Genomic DNA, 19,851 nt, shown 5'->3' with positions numbered 1-19,851 from the left:
CACGTGTCCGGCTCACGAGCACGCCGAGGTCATCGCCGCACTGCGCTGACCAGCGCCCACACCGAAAAGCCCAGCGCACCCACTACGGCGACGGCGCCGATGTAGAGGCCATATCCGGCGGCGATCGGCGCCGCGACGTTCAGCCGGTAGTACCAGATGCCCAGTGCAGCGACGAGCGCAGAATCCAGCACTGCGACGGCCGCGGCCAGCCGGGTGAAGAGTTCCCGGGCCACCATCGCGCCGGCCACCAGCAGAATGGCGGCCAGCAGCACGATCAGCTGGCCGACACCAAATCGGGGCGGCAACGCGATGGCACCGGCGCTGCCGCCGATCGCACTGGCATGCCCGCCGCCGTTGGCCGACGTGGTCAACCACGGCAGCCAGGCACTGGCCGACAGCAGGGCCGCGCACAGTGCGATCAGCCAACCAGGACGCGAGCGAGTCATGTTGTGACACTAGCTCGCATCGACCAGCACACCGCTGCGCGGCATCGTCAACGTTCGCCTCAGGCCGAGCCGCGCCAGAAACTCGTCGTCGTGACTCACCACGATGAAGGCTCCGCGGTAGCCACCCAGCGCCTCGACAAGCTGACCGACGCTGTCCAGATCGAGGTTGTTGGTCGGCTCGTCGAGCAGCAACAGTTGCGGCGGCGGATCGGCGAGCAGTAGTTGGGCCAGCGCGACGCGGAATCGCTCACCACCGGACAAGGTGCCGACCGGCCGGGCCACGCAGTCCGCGGTCAGCAGAAACCGGGCCAGTTGGGCGCGCACCGCCTGCGGCTGCCTGCCGGAGACCGCCGACACCGCGTCGAACGCGGACATGGTGTCGTCCAGGTGATCCAGGCGTTGCGGCAGGTATCCGACCCGGGCGGTCAGCAGGCGCCCGGCATCGCCCGTCAGCAGCGCTTCCAGCAGCGTTGTCTTGCCCACCCCGTTCGGGCCGTCCAGGGCGATGCGTTCTGGTCCCTGCACGATGATCGGTCCGTCGGCTCCCGGCAGCTCGGCCAGCCGGCGGCTGTTGGGCACCTCCGGATCGGGTAGGTCGACGCGGATGTGTTCCTCGCGACGAACCCGGGCGGACGCGGCGTCCAGATCGGCTTGGGCGTCACTGACCCGACCGTCAAGATGCCCGCGCAGCTTGCCCGCCGAGACCTGGGCGTTAGCAGCGTTCTGGTTCATCACGATCTTCGCGGCGCGCTTGTTCTGTTGGGCGACCTGGACCGCCCGGTTGCGTCGGGCGAGTTTGGTCTCGGCTTCCACACGCTGGCGCTTCTGGACCTTGACCACCTGCTCTGCGGTGCGGGCAGCCGTCCGGGCGGCGGCCTGCTCGGCCTGCAGGTGGCCCCGCCAGGCGCTGTAGGGGCCGCCGAAAGTGGTGAGTCGCCCGTCGTAAAGCTCAGCGGTGCAGTCCATCTGCTCCAGCAGCGCGGTGTCATGGCTGGCCACGATGAGTGCACCCGGCCACGTGTCGACCAACTGCGCCAGCCCGGTGCGCGCGCCGCGGTCCAGGTTGTTGGTCGGCTCATCGAGCAGGGTGATCGGGGCGGCCGCCAGCCGCAGCCCGGTCAACGCCACCAGCATGACCTCCCCGCCGGAAAGTTCGGCGACTCGGCGATCGAGGTCGCCCAAGGAAAACCCGATGTCGCGCAGTGCCGCATCGGCGCGGGCTTCGAGGTCCCAGTCGTCACCGACCAGCTCGAAATGGGTCTCGGCGGCATCACCGCCTTCGATGGCCCGCAGTGCGGCGAGTCGATCGGCGACGCCGAGCAGCCCGGCGATCGAGGCGTCGGTATCGAGGGTGAGCAGCTGCGGCAGGTAGGCCACCTGCCCGGCCGTGGTGAGGTGCCCGGTTGTCGGCCGCAGTTGCCCGACGATGAGCCGAAGCAGGGTGGATTTGCCGGCGCCGTTGGCGCCCACCAAGCCGGTGCGGCCGATACCGAACGAGCCGGTGACGCCGGCCAGCGCGACACTGCCGTCGGGCCAGGTAAAGCCGACATCGGTCAGGGTGACGACAGCCTGAGCGTCAGAAAACGGGAGGGACATGCGGTCTCCGGGAAGGTCAGCGGGAGCGCTGACAACCGGGACCGGACTACGGCAACTCGGCGGTGATCAGCGCGCGGACAGCGGCGTGAGACCGACGATGCCTGTCATTCCATGACCTCCTGTGCAGGGCCGTCCCGTATGGGGACGTCCGCCACCCTAATGGCGGGATGGCGCGGCGCGCAACCGATTAACTCGGCGCGAAAACCGTGACGAACTTGCGCAGCGACTCGTTGATGTCGCCCTTGAGCGCAGCGGCCACCAGCATGCCGATCGGGCCGAACAGGGCCGGACCGCCCAGGTGCACGTCGAAACTGACCTTGGAGCCGTCGCCTTCCGGCGCGACCTTGGCGAGCAGCTTGATCTTGACCCCGCCCTTGCCGTCGCCGTTGAGGGTCATGCCGGTGGGTGGCTTGTAGTTCACAATCGTCCACCTGACCCTGTTGAGCATGCCCTTGACCTCGACGATCGACTCCAGCGTCGTGCCCTTTTCGAGGGTCTCGGGCAGCACACTGCGCCATATCCGGTGAATGGTCAGCCACTCTTTGTAGCGGGACAGATCCGAGGCGTGCGCCCAGGCCTCTTCGGGAGGCAGCGGGACGTCGATGGATCCGGAGAGCTTGGCCATGTCGTGCTTTCCCCTTGTGTCGCGGTTTATCGCTGGGCCATTGTGGCCGTTGCCGACCCCTGCCACAACTTCGGCCGCTCACCGAGCATGCCGCCCCGGGCCCACCACATCGCCTCGATGGCGGCCGCGCCGAGCGCGCCGATGCCGAGCGCCAGCAACGTCAGTGCCACGTTGGAGGGATCCAGCAGGAACTTCTCCCGGGTCAGCGGCATCGCGAAGATCGCCACGTAGGCCAACCCGCAGCTGATCACCAACAGCAGCCGCCACCATTGATAGGGCCGCGCCACCACCGCCAGCACCCATCCCGCGGTGGTCAGCAGAGTGATCAACGCGCTGGTGGAAGCCTGGATCTGCTGGACCGCGGTGGCCTCGCTGCCGCGGTACGCCACCAGGTAGGACGCGAATGTGGCGATGCCCACCACGACGCCGGCCGGCAGCGCCCCGCTCATCACCCGCCGTACGAAGCCGGGGTGCGCCCGCTCATTGTTCGGTGCGAGCGACAGGACGAACGCCGGGATGCCGATGGTGAACCACGCCGCAACCGTGACATGGATCGGCTGGAACGGATACAGCAACGGCTTGGTGCCGAACAGTGCCGACGCCAGCCCGACCAGCCCGACCAGCAGTGCGAGCAGCACGGAATACACCGTCTTGGTCAAAAACAGGTTCGCCACCCGCTCGATGTTGCCGATCACCCGACGCCCCTCGCCCACTACGTAGGGCAGGGTGGCGAATTTGTTGTCCAGCAACACGATCTGGGCCACCGCGCGAGCCGCTGAGCTGCCCGCCCCCATTGCGACCCCGATGTCGGCGTCCTTGAGCGCCAGCACATCGTTGACGCCGTCGCCGGTCATCGCCACGGTGTGGTCGCGCGCCTGCAAGGCGTGCACCATGGCCCGCTTCTGATCGGGGCGCACCCGGCCGAACACGGTGTGTTCCTCCAGTGCACCGGCCAGTCGATCCGGTTCGGTGGGCAGCTTGCGGGCGTCCATCGCGTCTCCGGATAACCCCAGCTCGGCGGCCACCGCGCCCACCGAGACCGCGTTGTCGCCGGAGATAACCTTCACCGACACGTCCTGCGCGGCAAAATAATCCAATGTCTCGCGGGCGTCTGGTCGCACCTTCTGCTCGAGCACCACCAACGCCGCCGGAGTCACCTGTCCGGGCGCTTCGGGATGGTCGACGGGCTGGTCGCAGACCCCGAGCAACAAGACACGCAGGCCGCGCGCCCCGATCCGTTCGGCCTGCTCGGCGGCCGCCGAGGACGGTTCAAGCAGGACATCGGGCGCCCCGATCACCCAGTTGCCGTGTTCGGAGAAGGAGATACCGCTCCATTTGGTGGCCGACTTGAACGGCGCGCAGGCGCTCGACGTCCAGCCCGGCGAGGTCGGGAACGCCTCGGCAATTGCCTGGATGCTGGCGTTGGGGCGGGCGTCTTCGGCGGCCAGCGCGGCCAGTGCTTGATGTACCGGAAGGCTTTCGGCGCCATCGAGTTCGGCGACCTCCGATACCCGCATTCCGTTCTCGGTGAGAGTGCCGGTCTTGTCGGCGCAGACCACGTCGACGCGGGCCAGACCTTCGATCGCGGGCAGTTCCTGCACCAGGCATTGCCGTTGCCCCAGCCGCACGACCCCGACCGCGAACGCCAGCGACGTCATCAGCACCAGTCCCTCGGGGACCATCGGCACCAGGGCGCCCACCATCGCCAGCACCGATGCCCGCCAGCCCACGTCGGTGGTGAACAACTGCGTGTAGATGATCAGCAGCCCGGCCGGGATCAACAGGTAGGTGATGAATTTCAGGATCTGGTTGATACCGCTGCGCAGTTCGGATTTCACCAGGGTGAACTTGCTGGCCTCCTCGGCCAGTTTGGCCGCGTACGCCTCGCGACCCACCCGGGTGGCCCGATAGGCGCCGCTGCCGGAGACCACGAAACTGCCCGACATCACCTGGTCGCCCAGATCTTTGCCGATCGGGTCGGCCTCACCGGTGAGCAGGGACTCGTCGACCTCCAGGTCGGATGACTCCATGACCTCGCCGTCGACGACGATCTGGTCACCGGGGCCCAGCTCGATGACGTCGTCGAGCACCACCTGTCCCGGCGGAAGCTGCTGTGTCCCGGACTGCCTGCGCACCAACGGTTTCGCTTGGCCGACGATGGCCAGCTTGTCCAGCGTCTGTTTGGCCCGGATCTCCTGCACCATTCCGATGACGCTGTTGAAGACGATGAGCAACCCGAACAGCCCGTTGATCAGTGAGCCGGTGGTGAGCACGATGGCCAACAGCACACCCAGGATCGCGTTGATCCGGGTGAAGACGTTGGCTCGGATGATCTCGAGAACGCTGCGCGCGGCGCGGGCAGGGATGTCGTTGGTCTGGCCCTGCGCGAGCCGCTGGGCGACTTGCGCGTCGGTGAGGCCTGCGGTTCGCGCTGTCGTCAACGGGTGAACCTTCCCAGCTTGTCGTGATCGAAGTACTCCAGCTCCACCGCGTCCTTGGCGAAAGTGGCCTTGGATATCGTTCCGTCCGACGCGTTCTCGCCCTGCAGGGCGAAGGTGAAGGTGTCACCGTCGTAGTGGCTCAACCGGAATCGCCTGCGTGCCGGCCCGAGCGTCACATCGAGCGCACCGTGGTCCTCGGTGACGGTGGCCGGTCCCCAATAGCGGTTGGCGTACTCGCCGACGTATTGCGACAGTGGCCGGGCGGGAGCCGGATGGGCCGGTGGCCCCGCACCCACCAGCGCGCCTTCGGGTTGCGACATCGGCGCCAGCGCCTGTCGGTACAGCGTCGGCCAGTTCTCGCGGATCTCGCCGTACTGGACCAGGTCGAGGAATTGGGCGATCAAGGTCTCCGGGACCCCGATCGGGGTGGCGTTGGTCAGCACGACGATTCCGACGTCTTGGGACGGCAGCACCGAAAACGCGGTCGCGGCGCCCAGCAGGAAAGCACCGGAGTGGCCGTACTGGGTGCGCCCGGATGAGGTGATCGACACGTTGAATCCCTCGCCGTAGAACCCTGCCCGGGCAGTGCCGACTCCGGCGGGGGCGCTGATCACCTGCGGCGTGATCGCGGGAAGCATCGCTTCGGGCGCAATGATCTGGGTGCCGTCATGGCTGCCGTTGGCCAGCATCATGGCCAGCCAGCTGGTCATGTCGTTCACCGAGGAACTGACCCCGCCGGCCGGTGACTGGGCGTCCGGATTGCGTTGGTAGCGCGGCTGATAGCTGTCGTCGGTCTTGATGTGGGTGAGTGCGCGGTTGGGTCGGGCGAGAAAGTCCGCGTAGCGGGAGCTGGTTGAGGCCATCCCCAGCGGGCGGTACAGCGCGTCGGCCGACAGTTGCTCCCAGGGCACGCCGGCGGCGGCGGCGACCGCCTCGGCAGCGGCGGTCAGCCCGAAGTTGGTGTAGTCGTAATTGTTGCGGAACGGGGCCAGCGGCAGGTATCTGAGCCGCTGCAGCACTTCCCGGCGGTCGTAGCCGAGGTCTTCGAGCCGGTCGCCGGCGTGATCGGGCAGCCCGGACCGATGGGCGTACAGGTCGGCGATGGTGATGTGGTCGGTGACGTAGGGGTCCGACAGCGCGAACCAGGGCAGCTGCGTCACCACCGGGGTGTCCCAGGCGATGATTCCCGCGCTGATCTGCTGTGCCACCACGGTGGCACCGACGGGTTTGGACATCGAAGCCAGTTGGAACACCGTGTCGGCGTTGACCGCATTGTCCGGTCCGTCACCGTTGCGGGTGTCGCGCACACCAAAGCCTTTGGCGTACACGGCCTGCCCGCCGTGGACGACCGCGACCGCCAGCCCGGGTATTCCGGTGCTGGTCATCAGCTGCTGCGCCAGGCCGTCGAGTTTGGCCACCGCGGCAGCGACGCGGCCCGCGGGAATGTCCACTCCGGACACCTCGTTGGGCGGGGTGTCTTGCTGCATGGCCGGAGTCGCCGCTGGAGTGCACGCGCTCAACGCAACGGCCAGCACCGTGGCCCCGGCCGTAGCCGCCCACCTGGTCATGGTGCTAGAGCCTCCACCACGCTGCGGGCGCGGCGGCGCCGGGTCGCACTGAACCACCGGGTTTGGGCACTGCCGTTGCTATCCCCGCGGCGTCGGCGGCGGCCAGCAGCCGTTCCACCGGCTCGGCCCAGCGGTGCGGCGCCAACCGGAACGTGCCCCAGTGAATCGGCACCAGCAGACCCGACGCCGCGCCGTTCAAGTCGAGATGCGCCTGGACCGCCTCCTCCGGGTTCATGTGGACGTCGGGCCAGGCGGTGTTGTAGGCCCCGATCGGCAACAGCGTGGCGTCGAAGGGGCCATGCTGGGCGCCGATCGTGCTGAAGCTACCGGTGTATCCGCTGTCGCCGCCGAAGTAGACCCGGTGCTCGGGACCGGCGATCACCCACGACGCCCACAGGGTCTGGTTGCGGGTCAGGAATCGCCCGGAGAAGTGCCGCGCCGGGGTGCAGGTCACGGTGAGATCCCCCAGCGTGGTGTTCTCGTCCCAGTCGAGTTCGATCACTCGCTCGGAGGGGATGCCCCAGGCACGCAGGTGCGCTCCGACTCCCAGTGGAACGACGAACGGCGCCCATTGGCTGCGGGCGAGCGCGGTGACGGTATCGATGTCGAGGTGGTCGTAGTGGTCGTGGCTGACGACGATCGCGTCGACCGCGGGCAGCGCCCCGAGCCCCACCGGCGGGGGGTGCAGCCGTCGAGGACCGACCGCGTCCGACGGCGAACAGCGCTCGCTCCAGACCGGGTCGGTCAGCACGCGATAGCCGTCGATCTCCACGAGTGCCGTCGCGTGTCCCAGCCAGGTGATCGCCAGCGGCTCGACGTTGACACTGAAGTCGGGCACCTCCAGCGGAATCGGCGTGGTGGGCCGCCGCCCGATGCGGTCGGCAAACAGCTCGCGCACCATCAGCCGCTGTTGTTCGCGGTCCATGTTGACCATTGCCACGCGTTCGATGTTGTGGAAGATGCCGTCGCGGTAATTCCTGGACCGGGAAGCCACCGCATCGATCGCAGTGGGCGCCGCGCCCAACGCGGTGGGCGTGCCCCGCAGCGCACGTAGCGTCCAGCCCCCAGCAACCAGCGACGCTGTGGTTCCCGCCAGTCGAAGTGCTCCACGCAGCATGACGACGAGTCTATGGTGGCGGCCCGCGGGCTCCGCCGTTTCGATGGCGCCGGTTAGGCGCCCTGGAACTTCGGCGGCCGCTTCTCCACCCGCGCCACCTGGGCCTCGATGACGTCTTGGGAACCCCAAGCCTTGTCGAACAGCTCCTTGTGCGCCGGCTGCTGCTCCTCGTAGGCGCCGTCGTCGTTGAGCACCCGCTTGGCGTGCTGCAGCGCTAGCGGCGCCAGCCCGGCGATCTCGTGCGCCCAGGCCTGCGCGTCGGCAAGGGTGCCGATCCGGTTGGCCATCCCGGTGAGCAGTGCCGCGTCGGCGGGCAGCTTCTCCGCGGTCAGCATCATCGCCCGGGCCCGCCCGTAGCCGACCAGTGAGGTCAGCCGCCGGATGCTCCAGTTGTCCAGCGCCAGACCGTACTTGGCGACCGGGAACTGGAAGAACGCCTCGGGGGCCACCACCCGCAGATCGCAGACCATCGCCAATTGCAGGCCGGCGCCGATCGCGGCCCCGTTGATGGCGCCGATCACCGGCACCGGGACGTCGGCGATGCTCTGGTGCAGGGCGACCAGTTTGTCGGGGTAGTCGGCAGCGAACGCGTCACCGGACAGATCCGCGCCGGCACAGAACACGGTGCCCTGCCCGGTCAGCACGATCGCCCGGACGTCGTGGGTGGCGGCGTCCAAGACCGCCTCCCGCAACTCGGTGACGAGCTGGGAGTTCAACGCGTTGCGGCGCTCGGGGCGCTGCAACTCGATAGTCGTGACGGCTTCATCGCGGGTAACACCGATCATGACGAACCAGCCTATTAGCCTCGATCTGTGAGCCGGACCGGGGCCGATGAAGTGCGCGATGCGGTGCTGGATCGCGGCTCGTTCCTCAGTTGGGACGCCGCGCCGCTGGCCGTGCCGGTCAGTGACGCTTATGCCGCCGAGCTGGCGGCGGCCCGGGCTGCCAGCGGCCGCGACGAGGCGGTCCTGACCGGGGAGGGCCGGATCAACGGCCGCCGGGTCGCGGTGATCGCCAGCGACTTCGACTTCCTGGCCGGCTCCATCGGGGTAGCTGCCGCCGAGCGGATCACCGCCGCAGTCCAGCGGGCCACCGCCGAACGACTGCCACTACTGGCGTCGCCGAGTTCGGGCGGCACCCGGATGCAGGAGGGCACCGTCGCATTCCTGCAGATGGTGAAGATCGCCGCCGCGGTAGAACTGCACAAGCGCGCTCACCTGCCCTACCTGGTCTACCTGCGTCACCCCACCACCGGCGGGGTGTTCGCGTCCTGGGGTTCACTGGGGCACGTCACGCTAGCCGAGCCGGGGGCACTGGTGGGCTTTCTGGGGCCGCGGGTCTACGAACAGCTCTATGGCGCACCGTTCCCGCCGGGCGTCCAGACCGCCGAGAACCTGCAGGCCTACGGGGTGATCGACGGCGTCATCCCGCTGAAGTGGCTGCGGCGCACCTGCGCGCGGACGCTGAAGGTGATGCTCGACGATCCGGCTCCGGCTCCGGCGAAGCCGGCCGCTGAGCCGATTCCCAACGTTCCGGCGTGGGACTCCGTGTGCGCGTCGCGGCGTCCGGATCGGCCGGGCGTCGGGTTTCTGCTGCGGCACGGCGCCACCGAGCGGGTGTTCTTGTCGGGGACCGGCAGCACCGAACGCGATGCCACGATCTTGCTGGCGTTGGCGCGCTTCGGCGGTCAGCCCGCCGTGGTGTTGGGGCAGCTGCGGGGCGCAGATCGGCTGACCGACCCGATCGCGCTGCGCGATGCGCGCCGCGGCATGGCGTTGGCCGCGGGCCTGCGGCTGCCGCTGGTGCTGGTCATCGACACTCCCGGGCCTGCACTGTCGGTGGAGGCCGAGCAGGGTGGCCTGGCAGCGCAGATCGCGGCGTGTCTGGCCGAGCTGGTCACCCTTGAGGTGCCGACGGTGTCGGTGCTGCTGGGCCAAGGCAGTGGCGGTCCGGCGCTGGCGATGGTGCCGGCGGATCGGGTGCTGGCCGCGTTGCACGGCTGGCTGGCGCCGTTGCCGCCGGAGGGCGCCAGTGCCATCGTGTTCCGCGATACCGACCACGCTCCGGAGCTCTCCGCGGCGCAGGGCATCCGTTCGGCGGATCTACAGGCGCACGGGATCGTGGATGTGATCGTCGGCGAACACCCGGATGCCGCCGAGGAGCCGATCGACTTCGCCAAGCGAATGTCGCGGGCCGTCGCCGTCGAGCTGTCGGCACTGCGCGGGGTGCCCGCAGAGCAGCGGATGGCGGCCCGGTTGGAGCGCTACCGCCGGATCGGGTTGCCCGGTTGATCACCGAAACCGACGTTTTGCAGCGAAAGTGTGAGTGGCGACCTGCAAAACGTCGGTCTCGCGGAGGCGATCACCTAACCGGTGATCATCGCTACGGCCACTCCCGCCAGCACCATCCCCATCACCTGCCGGAAACGCACCCGCTCCCCCAGTAAGACGACCGCCAAGATCACCGTGGCGGCGGGATACAGCGAGATCAAGACGCTGGCCAGTGACAGCAGCGCGAGCTTCAACGCGAACAGCATGGTGACGTTGGCGGCGGTGTCGAGCAGTGCGATCAGGAACGCCAGCCGCAGCGGTGTGCCCGAAGGCACCTTCAAATTGCGACTGGCCGCCGCGACGGCGATCACCAGAACCGTGGCCGCGGCACGCGCGAACAACAGGGGCCACAGCCCGGAATCCGACGGAGTGCGGTCCAGGAAGACGAAGTTCAACCCCAGGGCCACCCCCGAGGCGACCGTCAACCAGAGCACGCGGTGGGTGAGCCCCGGCCGATGGACGCCGTCGTCGCCGGCGTGCCAGCTGATCAACACCACCGCGCCCAGCGCCACCGCGATACCTGCGCTGGCGAGCATGCCGGGACGTTCCCCCAGCATCCGTCCGACGCACACCGGCACGCTGGCGTCGACCACTGCGGCCAGTGGCGATACCACCGAAATCGGGCCCGCGGCCATGGCGGCGTAGAACCACCAGATGCCCAGGGCCTGGGTGAGTCCGCCGAGCATGCCCAAGACCACCGTGCTCGTCGTGATGTGCCCGCCGCCGATCAGGGCGAGCATTCCGAGCATCACCATCGAGACCGGGGTGGACACCAACACCACGCGGAGCGCAGCGACCCGCCGCGACGCGACACCGCCCACGAAGTCGCTGATCCCGAAACTGGTGGCCGACGCCAAGGCCAACCCTTGCGCCGTCGGCGAACCGATCACGCAGCTGCCTTGGCAGCTTCGGCCTTCTTGGCGGCCTTAGCGTTCGATGTGACAATCACGTCGGAAAGCCTAAGTGGGCAATTTGCTTGGAAAGTCCTGCGTTTGCGGGATCTTTGCGCCCCACATCCCGATGTTCGCAGGTCGGATCATTTAAATTCACCTGGATTTAACCCGCCCCGAAGCGCGCGCATGCCGCCGTTCAGGCCAACGAGCGCAGCCACGCGTCGTGCAGGGCGGCGTAGTGGCCCTCCGCGCGGATCAGCTCGGCCGGCGGCCCGTCCTCGACGATGCGCCCGCCCTCGATCACCAGAACCCGGTCGGCGATCTCGACCGTGGAGAGCCGGTGGGCAATCACCAGCGCAGTCCGCCCAGCCAGCACGTTGCGCAGCGCCTTCTGCACCATCCGCTCGCCGGGGATGTCCAGCGAAGACGTCGCCTCGTCGAGGATCAGTACCGCCGGGTCGGCGAGGAAGGCACGCACGAACGCAATCAGTTGACGCTGGCCCGCCGAGAGCCGCCCGCCCCGCTTGGCGACATCGGTGTCGTAACCGTCGGGCAGGGCGGTGATGAATGCGTCGGCGCCCACACTCGTCGCCGCGGCGGCCACCTCGGCGCCAGTCGCATCGGGACGACCGAACCTGATGTTGTCGGCGACTGTGCCGGTGAACAGAAAGTTCTCCTGGGTGACCATCACGACGTGACGGCGCAGCGCCGCCTGGGTGAACGCACGCAGGTCGACGCCGTCCAACGTCACCGCTCCCGACCCCGGATCGTAGAACCGGGCGATCAGTTTGGCGATGGTGGACTTGCCGGCTCCGGTACTGCCGACCAGCGCCACCGTCTGGCCGGCCGGGATGTTCAGCGATATACCGGCCAGCACTGACTGGCCTTCCCGGTAGCCGAAATGCACGTCACGCAAGTCGATCTCACCGCGCACCCCACCGGGAACGGTCTGCGGACCAGCCGAGTCGGTGACGGCGGGCTTTTCGGCCAGCACCCCGGCCAGCTTCTCCAGCGCCGAGGTGGCCGACTGAAAGGTGTTGAGGAACTCCGAGATGCCCTGCATCGGTTCAAAGAACATCCGCAGATAAAGCAGGAACGCGGTGAAGGTGCCGATCGTCATGTGCCCGTGCAACACTCGCCAGCCCCCGTAGAGCAGCACCACACCGGTGGTGAGGTTGCCGACCAGCTTGACCCCGGGCGAGAAGACCGCGACCAGTCTGAATGCCTTCTCGTTCACCGAGCGGTATTGGTCGGCGACTTCCGTGAAGATCTCCTGATTGCGGGCCTCTCGGCGATAGGCCTGCACCGCCTTGATCCCGATCATGGTCTCGGTGAACTGCACAATCACCCGCGCGGCATGCTCGCGCACCGCGGCGTAGTTCTTCGACGATTCGCCCCGGAACCATCGCAGCAACGCCACCAGCACCGGAAAGGCGATCAGGCACATCAGGCCCAGCCGCCAGTCCAGCACGATGAGCAGCACCGCCGTACCTGCCATCGTGAGTGCGGCGCCGACCAGGCCGTCGAACCCGGTGAGCAGCATGTCCTGGATCGCGTCGACGTCGTTGGTCAACCTGCTGACCACCCGGCCCGAGGTGTAGCGCTCGTGGAACCCGACATCCAGGCGCTGAAACTGGCGGAACACGCGGCGCCGCAGCTCCAGCAGCATCTGCTGCCCGATCGTGCCCGACCACTGCAGGAAGAGCATCCGGCTGATGGCTTGCGTGAACACCACCACCGCGAGCGCCGTCACGATCACACTCAGCTGCCGGATCGAGCCGTCCGCGGCGATCGGCGGGATGCCCCGGTCGATTCCGCGCTGCGCGAGTATTGGAACCGCAAGCCGGGCAGCGTTTTCCACCACAATCGCCACCACCATCAGCAGCGCCGCAAACCGATACGGAAGCAATAACGACCAGAGCAGACCCCGCGCCGCGGCCCGGCCCGGCTCGGCCGTCACCCGCGTGCCCAGTCGACGAGGTGTTCGGCGCCGTCGTCCAGCTCATCGTCTGCTGCCAGCAGATAGCGGTACCGCGGCACCTCGGCCAGCAGCTCGGCGTGAGTCCCGATCGCGGTTATGGTCCCACCCTCGATCAGCGCCACCCGGTCGGCCAGCGCCACGGTGGACGCCCGGTTGGCCACCACCAGCCCGGTGATCGGCTGCGGCCCGGTTCGCAGTGCTCGGCGCAGCGCATCGGTCACGGCGGCCTCGGTGTGCACATCCAGGGCCGACAAGGTGTCGTCGAGCACCAGGATCGTCGGCGCCGCCACCAGGGCCCGGGCCAGCGACAGCCGTTGCCGCTGCCCGCCCGACAGGCTCAGGCCCTGTTCCCCGATGCGGGTGTCCAGCCCGGACGGCAGCTCGTAGACAAAATCGGCCGACGCCACCTCCAGGGCGTGGGCCAGTTCCGCGTCGCTCGCTTCGGGCCGGCCCAGCCGCAGGTTCTCCGCCACCGACATCGAGAACAGGGTGGGGTCGTCGAAGGCGGTCACCACCGCCGAGCGCAACGCAGCCAACGTCAGTGTGCGGATGTCCCGGCCGCCGATGAGGATCTGGCCCTCATGCGCGTCGTAGAGCCGGGACAGCAACATCGCCAGCACCGACTTCCCCGAGCCGGTGGCGCCCACCAGAGCGACGGTCTCGCCGGGTTCGACGGTCAGATTGACCCCGCGCAGCACCCATGGGGCGGCAGTGCCCGCCCCGGTGGCAAACCGAAATCCGACATCGCGCAACTCCAACCGGCCCGCCGGTGGCACGGGGTCGTCACCGTCGGTGATCTCGAGGGGCGCATCGAAGATCTCGGTGATCCGGTCGGCGGCGGTCATCGCTTCCTGGGTGGCCGACAGCAAAAAGCCCAACGATGACAGCGGCCAGATCAGCGAGAGCATCAGCGTGACGAACGCGACCAGGGTGCCCATCGTGACCAGCTGGTGCCCGGCCGCGTACGCGCCGACCGCGATAACCCCGATCAACGTGAAGTTCGGGATCACCTCCAACAGGGTCCAGAACTTCGACGACACCACCACCTTCTTGACGCCCAGGTCGCGCAGCTTTGCGGCTTGGGCATCGAAACGCGCAAACACGTACTCCTCGCGTCCGAACGCCTTGATGGTGCGCAGACCCAACGCAGACTCCTCGACGACGGTGGCCACCTGGCCGGCCTGGTCCTGCGCTTGGCGCGTCAGCCGGGTGTACTGGCGCCGGAAGTGCGAGATGGCAACCATCACCGGGACCAGCGACGCGCAAACAACCGCGCCCAGCGGCCAGTAGAGCACCAGCAGGATCGTCGTGACCGCCAGAATCTGCACCGTGTTGAGCACCAGGAACACCACCACGAACGACAGGAAGCGCCGCACCGCGGACAGGTCGTTCATGGCCCGCGACAGCAGCTGGCCGGACTGCCACCGGCCGTGAAAGGTCATCGGCAGGATCTGCAGCCGGGCGTAGAGATCCTTGCGGATGTCGGCTTCCACACCCATGGTGGTGGGCGCGACCAGCCAGCGCCGCACGAACAACAGCAGCGCCTCGATGACCCCGAGCGCGGTTGCCGCCGTCCCCAGCACCCACAGCCCGGGCTGGTCACGGTGCTGCACCGGTCCATCGATGACGGCCTTGGTCATCAGCGGGATCACCACGGTGGCGACCAGACTGAGCACGGCGACCGTCACCATGGCGACCCAGCGAGCCCGGTAGGGGCGCAGGTAGGGCAGCAGGCCGCGCAGCGCGGACGCCGGTTTCACGCAGTCGACCCTAGATTGATCGGAGCGACCCGCGGCGCATCCCGCGCTTGGTGGCCATGTTCAGGCAAAATGGCCACCATGGACAATGCCGCTGCCTCACCCCGAGTCTTGGTCGTCGACGACGACTCCGACGTGCTCGCCTCGCTGGAACGCGGACTGCGACTGTCCGGCTTCGAGGTGGCGACGGCGGCCGACGGCGCCGAAGCGTTGCGCAGTGCCAAGGAAGCCCGTCCCGACGCCATCGTGCTCGACATCAACATGCCGGTGCTCGACGGCGTGAGTGTGGTGACGGCACTGCGGGCCATGGGTGACGACGTGCCGGTCTGTGTGCTGTCCGCGCGCAGTTCGGTTGACGACCGGGTGGCCGGGCTCGAGGCCGGCGCCGACGACTACCTGGTCAAGCCGTTCGTGCTTGCCGAGCTGGTGGCCCGGGTTCGGGCAATGTTGCGGCGGCGCGGGTCGGCGGCCAGCTCCTCCTCGGAGACCATCACGGTGGGCCCGCTGGAGGTCGACATCCCGGGCCGCCGCGCCCGGGTCAAGGGCGTCGACGTGGACCTGACCAAGCGGGAGTTCGACCTGTTGGCCGTGCTCGCCGAACATAAGACCGCAGTACTGTCGCGCGCGCAGCTGCTCGAGCTGGTCTGGGGCTACGACTTCGCCGCCGACACCAACGTCGTCGACGTGTTCATCGGCTACCTGCGGCGCAAGCTGGAGGCCGGTGGTGCTCCGCGACTGCTGCACACCGTGCGCGGGGTCGGCTTCGTCCTGCGAACGCAGTGAGTGCGGCCGTGAACGTCATGAAACTGCTGCGGCGCATCTTCGCCAGAACACCGTCGCTGCGGACCCGGGTGATGCTGGTGACGGCGATCGGCACCGCGATCGTAACGGTTATCATCGGCGCCATCGTGTGGGTCGGTATCACCAACGACCGCAAGTATTGGCTGGACCGCCGGCTCGACGAGGCGGCCGGGCTGACCGTTCCGCTGATCGGCCTGGGTGAACTGCCCCGGGCGGCCGGCGCCACCGACGCGGTCATCACCCTGCGGCGAGCCAACCAAGTGACGTCGAACTCCAGCGTGGTGCTGCCGGAGCTGGAGCCGGGCTACGCCGACACCGAGATCGACGGCGTGCGCTACCGGGTGCGCACCGTCGACATCCCCGGGCCGGGACCACGGTCGCTGGCCGTCGGCGCCACCTACGACGCCACCCTCGCCGACACCAACAACCTGCACCGACGGGTGATCCTGCTCTGTACCGTCGCGATCGGAGCGGCCGCGCTGCTGGGTTGGCTGCTGACGGCATTCGCGGTACGACCACTGCGACGGCTGGCGCAGCAGGCGCGATCGATCGACGCCGGCGACGAACGGCCGGAGATCGAGGTGCGCGGCGCCACCGAGGCGGTGGAGATCGCCGAGGCAATGCGCGGCATGCTGCAGCGGATCTGGAAAGAGCGCGACCGCACCCAAGAGGCACTGGCCTCCGCGCGTGACTTCGCCGCCGTCTCTTCGCATGAACTGCGCACCCCGCTGACCGCGATGCGCACCAACCTCGAGGTGCTGACCACCCTGGACCTGCCGGACGACCAGCGCAAGGAGGTGCTGCACGACGTCGTGCGGACCCAGACGCGGATCGAGGCGACGCTGTCGGCCCTGGAGCGGTTGGCGCAGGGCGAACTGTCCACCTCCGATGATCACGTGCCGGTCGACATCACCGATCTGCTCGACCGGGCGGCCCACGACGCGATGCGGGTCTTCCCCGACTTGAACGTCTCGCTGGTGCCGTCGCCGACCTGCATCATCGTCGGGCTGCCGGCCGGACTGCGGCTGGCCGTGGACAACGCGATCGCCAACGCGGTCAAGCACGGCGGCGCAACCCAGGTGCAGTTGTCGGCGGTGACCTCACGCGAAGGCGTGGAGATCGCCATCGACGACAACGGCGGCGGGCTTCCCGAGGAAGAGCGCCGAATCGTCTTCGAGCGGTTCTCCCGTGGGTCGACGGCATCGCATTCGGGGTCCGGTCTCGGGCTGGCCCTGGTGGCGCAACAGGCCGAACTGCATGGCGGCACGGCGTCTTTGGAAGACAGCCCGCTGGGCGGGGTACGTCTGCTGCTGCGGCTTCCGCCACCGAGCTGAGCGCACTACGCCTGACTCGTCACTTCTTTTTCTTCTTGTCCTTGCGCCAGCTGTCCCAGCGCTGGAAGCCGGCCGCCGCCGCGGTCTGTTCGTCCTTGAACCACACCTCGGCGATCGTCGCGTCGTAGGCCGGGCTCGCCGGAGCGTGGTAGAGCATCGAGTCCTCGTTGCCCTTGACCGTCCAGCCCAGCGGTCCGCTGCCACCGGGGCCGGCCTTGGTGGATCCCGGACCGTACGGGCCGGGCGGCATCTCCTCGACGTCGGCGACCAGCTTGGCAGTACCGCTGGGGCCGCGCGCGGCCTTGCCCTTGTCCCAGCGGGTGAATCCGGCAGCCACGGCGGCGCTCTCCTCGGCGAACCACACCTCGGCAATCGTCTGGTCATACCAGGGGCTGTCGGTGGTGTGGTAGAGCATCGAGTCCTCGTTGCCCTTGATCGTCCAGCCGGCCGGGCCGATGCCGCCGGCACCCGCGCGTGCCGAACCCACGCCGTAGGGCGCTCCGCCGATCGCCATCGCGGTGGTCTCGGCCTCCGAGGGCAACAGACCGCCGGGGGGCTTGGCCGCCGAGCCCGGTCGGGCGCCCGCGCCGCCGGTCGGGATGGGGGCTGTGGGTGCGCTCGCCGCCGCACCGGCGGCCCCGTATGCCGCCGATACCGGCACCTCACGTTTGACCCGCCGGATGGTGAAGGCGAATGTCAGCAGCAGACCCAACAGAAATGACAGTCCCATCAACCAGCAATTGACGCCGTGCATCAGTGGGCTCCTATCTCACGCGAGCCGGGAAGCGCCGCAACGGCTTCTTCCTTGCTGGTGCGGCGGATCGAGACGACGGTGAGTAACCAGGCGACCGCCGAGCCCACCGCGAATGCCAGCAGATACCACAGCCAGTGAATGACGAAATCCATTGCAGATTCTCCTTAGCTCACGGTGATCGCGACGCGACGGTTTTGGGCACGACCATCCGGTGTCGCATTGCTGGCGACCGGGTCGGCCGAGCCGAATCCCTTGGACGTGACGCTGTTGGCGGGGACGCCCTGGGCCACCAGGAAGTCGGCCACTGATTTGGCACGGGCGGTGCTCAGCGGCACGTTGATGCCGTCGTTGCCGGTGTTGTCGGTGTAGCCGTTGACCGCGACGCGAGCGTTGTGGCAGCCCTTCACCTTCTCCGCCACCCGGCTCAGTTGGTCCCGCGTGCCCGCCGACAGGGTGTAGCCGTTGGTGACGAACCTGACCGGCGTGCTCATCAAAGCGGTGATGTCGTCCTGCAGATTGCCGCAGTCACCGGCCGGGCTCGGGGCCGGCGTCTGAGCCGGGGCGCTTCCCGATGGCGCGGGTGCGGGAGCCGGGGCCGGCGATGGCGTCGGTGTCGGTGTTGGCGCTGGCGCCCCGGTGGCACTAGGTGCCGCCTGACTCTCGCCAGCCGAGACCTCAATGTTGTTGAGCAACTTCAGGTTCGGCCACGCCGCTTTCGCGGCCGCCTCGACGGCGGACTTGACCGCCTCGGACGCCGCGGTTCCGATCAGCGTGACGGTGTCGCCGACGACCTTGAATTTGAAGTCCGGCATGGACACGGCGGCCTTGAACACCGCTCCCAGGCTGGACAGGTCGGGTGCGGTGACGCGGGCCTTGATGTTGAGGTTGTCGACCAACTGCACACCGCTGCCGAACACTCCCTTGAGCATGTCGAGCAGTCCGGTTCGAGTGGCGATGTCAGGCAGATCCCCGTTGAGGGTGATGACATTGCCGTTGCGCAGAATCGCCAACGGGGCGAAGGACACACCCGGCAGGCTCACACTCGGTACCGACAGTGACGGCGCGGCGATGTCCGGTGGATTGATATTCGGCCCGTTGATGTCGAGCTTGGAACGATCGGTGATGCCGTAACCAATCAACGCCAGTAGCAACGGAATTACCGCAAGGGCCAGGAGCCAGCCGAAGCCGGGAGGCCGGCGGTAGAACCGCGAGACCTTTCGCCAGCCAGTCACAGTGGGGTTTTCTGAGCCTGGCATGGATCCTCCTTGAAGACCGAAAAACACCCGCGAGTCCAGGACACCGCGAGTGTAGGAGTTTCGATTTGCTAATGGAGGCTATTAGTCGTTTTTGGTGGACTTCTCCCCGCCCGGGGAGCTGGTCGCCAGCTCGTTGACGATGCGCGCCCGCGCCCAGGCGTCCTCGGCAGCGACCTGCACGGCGGCCGCCTCGTCCGTCTTCGCCACGGTCCCGCCCAGCGTCACGGTGTCGCCGGTGATCGCAAGGGTGAAATCGCCGATGCCCGCGGCCGCCTCGAACACCGGGGCCGCGCCAGAGAAGTCGACCGTCACCGCTCCGGGCACCGCCGCGAGACGATCCACGACGGTGACACCGTCACTCGAGGTAATCACCGCGTCCAACAGCTCTCGTTTGGCTGCCGGATCGGCGACGTCCCCGGCGAGTGTGAATTCACTACCGTGACGGGTCACCGACACCGACACCGGCCCTGGCACTGGCACTGCCGGGGCGGCGACGGGTTGCTCCGCGCGTTCCAGTAGGCCGTAACCGATCGCAGCGAGCAGCGCCGTTGCCAGCGCTGCCCCGATCAGCCGGGCACGCACTCAGCGGGTGCCGAGCAGGTCGATCACAAAGACCAGGGTCTTGCCGGCCAGCGGGTGCCCGGTTCCGGCGGGTCCGTAGGCCAGCTCCGGCGGGATCACCAGCTGACGCCGGCCGCCCACCTTCATGCCCGGGATGCCGTCCTGCCAACCGGAGATGAGCCCGTCCAGCGGAAACTCCAGGGATTCGCCGCGGTTCCACGAGCTGTCGAATTCCGCGCCGCTGTCGTAGTCGACGCCGAGGTAGTGCACGTTGACGACGCCACCGGGGACGGCCGCGGGGCCTTCCCCGACGACGATGTCCTCGATGACCAGGTCGGCGGGTGCCGGGCCGGTCGGAACGGTGATCTGAGGCTTGGCCGGATTAGTCATG

The 19,851-nt window shown here is 68.2% G+C and carries 18 protein-coding genes; 3 read left to right on the top strand and 15 right to left on the bottom strand.

Going from position 1 to position 19,851, the window contains the following annotated elements; translation table 11 throughout:
• Window positions 1-29: 29 nt before the first annotated feature.
• The 7 genes from NM962_21515 to NM962_21485 form a co-directional block, all read right to left on the bottom strand.
• Window positions 30-446, bottom strand: coding sequence for a hypothetical protein (locus NM962_21515; GenBank protein UVO12403.1), 417 nt, complete (start codon window positions 444-446; stop codon window positions 30-32).
• Between the two features lie 9 nt (window positions 447-455).
• Window positions 456-2,042, bottom strand: coding sequence for an ATP-binding cassette domain-containing protein (locus tag NM962_21510; protein ID UVO12402.1), 1,587 nt, complete (start codon window positions 2,040-2,042; stop codon window positions 456-458).
• A 187-nt stretch (window positions 2,043-2,229) separates the two neighbouring features.
• Window positions 2,230-2,667 (bottom strand): SRPBCC family protein, encoded by a 438-nt coding sequence (locus NM962_21505; protein ID UVO12401.1) that lies wholly within the window; start codon window positions 2,665-2,667, stop codon window positions 2,230-2,232.
• 26 nt (window positions 2,668-2,693) lie between these two features.
• A complete protein-coding gene (locus NM962_21500; GenBank protein ID UVO12400.1) occupies window positions 2,694-5,108 on the bottom strand; it encodes a cation-translocating P-type ATPase in 2,415 nt (804 codons plus the stop codon).
• Window positions 5,105-6,676 (bottom strand): serine hydrolase, encoded by a 1,572-nt coding sequence (locus NM962_21495; GenBank protein UVO12399.1) that lies wholly within the window; start codon window positions 6,674-6,676, stop codon window positions 5,105-5,107. Before NM962_21495 ends, NM962_21500 begins: the two co-directional genes overlap by 4 nt.
• Before the next feature lie 4 nt (window positions 6,677-6,680).
• Complete coding sequence (locus tag NM962_21490; GenBank protein UVO12398.1) at window positions 6,681-7,793, bottom strand: MBL fold metallo-hydrolase; 1,113 nt, start codon at window positions 7,791-7,793, stop codon at window positions 6,681-6,683.
• 53 nt (window positions 7,794-7,846) lie between these two features.
• On the bottom strand, window positions 7,847-8,578 hold the full coding sequence (locus NM962_21485; protein ID UVO12397.1) for an enoyl-CoA hydratase: 732 nt from the start codon (window positions 8,576-8,578) through the stop codon (window positions 7,847-7,849).
• A 27-nt stretch (window positions 8,579-8,605) separates the two neighbouring features.
• Between NM962_21485 and NM962_21480 the strand changes: the two genes are divergently transcribed.
• Window positions 8,606-10,084, top strand: coding sequence for an acetyl-CoA carboxyl transferase (locus tag NM962_21480; protein UVO12396.1), 1,479 nt, complete (start codon window positions 8,606-8,608; stop codon window positions 10,082-10,084).
• A 74-nt stretch (window positions 10,085-10,158) separates the two neighbouring features.
• Here NM962_21480 and NM962_21475 read toward each other — a convergent pair whose 3' ends face one another.
• From NM962_21475 to NM962_21465, 3 genes are all read right to left on the bottom strand, one after another.
• A complete protein-coding gene (locus tag NM962_21475) occupies window positions 10,159-11,013 on the bottom strand; it encodes a DMT family transporter (protein UVO12395.1) in 855 nt (284 codons plus the stop codon).
• 199 nt (window positions 11,014-11,212) lie between these two features.
• Window positions 11,213-12,976, bottom strand: a complete 1,764-nt coding sequence (locus NM962_21470) for an ABC transporter ATP-binding protein/permease (GenBank protein UVO12394.1) — start codon at window positions 12,974-12,976, stop codon at window positions 11,213-11,215.
• Window positions 12,973-14,688, bottom strand: coding sequence for an ABC transporter ATP-binding protein/permease (locus NM962_21465; protein ID UVO14882.1), 1,716 nt, complete (start codon window positions 14,686-14,688; stop codon window positions 12,973-12,975). The genes NM962_21470 and NM962_21465 overlap by 4 nt, the downstream gene beginning before the upstream one ends.
• Window positions 14,689-14,835: 147 nt before the next feature.
• On the opposite strand from NM962_21465, the gene NM962_21460 reads away from it, so the two are divergent.
• Window positions 14,836-15,537 (top strand): response regulator transcription factor, encoded by a 702-nt coding sequence (locus tag NM962_21460; GenBank protein ID UVO12393.1) that lies wholly within the window; start codon window positions 14,836-14,838, stop codon window positions 15,535-15,537.
• A gap of 17 nt (window positions 15,538-15,554) precedes the next feature.
• Window positions 15,555-16,889 carry a HAMP domain-containing histidine kinase gene (locus NM962_21455; protein ID UVO14881.1) on the top strand — a complete coding sequence of 445 codons (1,335 nt, stop codon included), beginning with the start codon at window positions 15,555-15,557 and terminating at the stop codon, window positions 16,887-16,889.
• A gap of 19 nt (window positions 16,890-16,908) precedes the next feature.
• On the opposite strand, the gene NM962_21450 is transcribed toward NM962_21455, so the two are convergent.
• From NM962_21450 to NM962_21430, 5 genes are all read right to left on the bottom strand, one after another.
• The gene (locus NM962_21450) at window positions 16,909-17,643 is read right to left on the bottom strand and encodes a hypothetical protein (GenBank protein UVO12392.1); all 735 of its coding nucleotides are present in this window, start codon (window positions 17,641-17,643) and stop codon (window positions 16,909-16,911) included.
• The gene (locus NM962_21445; GenBank protein UVO12391.1) at window positions 17,643-17,795 is read right to left on the bottom strand and encodes a hypothetical protein; all 153 of its coding nucleotides are present in this window, start codon (window positions 17,793-17,795) and stop codon (window positions 17,643-17,645) included. The genes NM962_21450 and NM962_21445 overlap by 1 nt, the downstream gene beginning before the upstream one ends.
• 12 nt (window positions 17,796-17,807) lie before the next feature.
• Window positions 17,808-18,899: an OmpA family protein gene (locus NM962_21440; protein UVO12390.1), complete on the bottom strand. Its 1,092-nt coding sequence runs from the start codon at window positions 18,897-18,899 to the stop codon at window positions 17,808-17,810.
• Window positions 18,900-18,980: 81 nt separating this feature from the next.
• Entirely contained in the window at window positions 18,981-19,481 is a 501-nt protein-coding gene (locus NM962_21435) for a hypothetical protein (protein ID UVO12389.1), read from the bottom strand.
• The gene (locus NM962_21430) at window positions 19,482-19,850 is read right to left on the bottom strand and encodes an FKBP-type peptidyl-prolyl cis-trans isomerase (protein ID UVO12388.1); all 369 of its coding nucleotides are present in this window, start codon (window positions 19,848-19,850) and stop codon (window positions 19,482-19,484) included.
• Between the last annotated feature and the right edge of the window lies 1 nt (window position 19,851).

This window comes from Mycobacterium sp. SVM_VP21 (genome assembly GCA_024758765.1).
Taxonomy (GTDB): domain Bacteria; phylum Actinomycetota; class Actinomycetes; order Mycobacteriales; family Mycobacteriaceae; genus Mycobacterium; species Mycobacterium heraklionense_C.
This window is presented reverse-complemented; position numbering and strand designations above follow the sequence as displayed.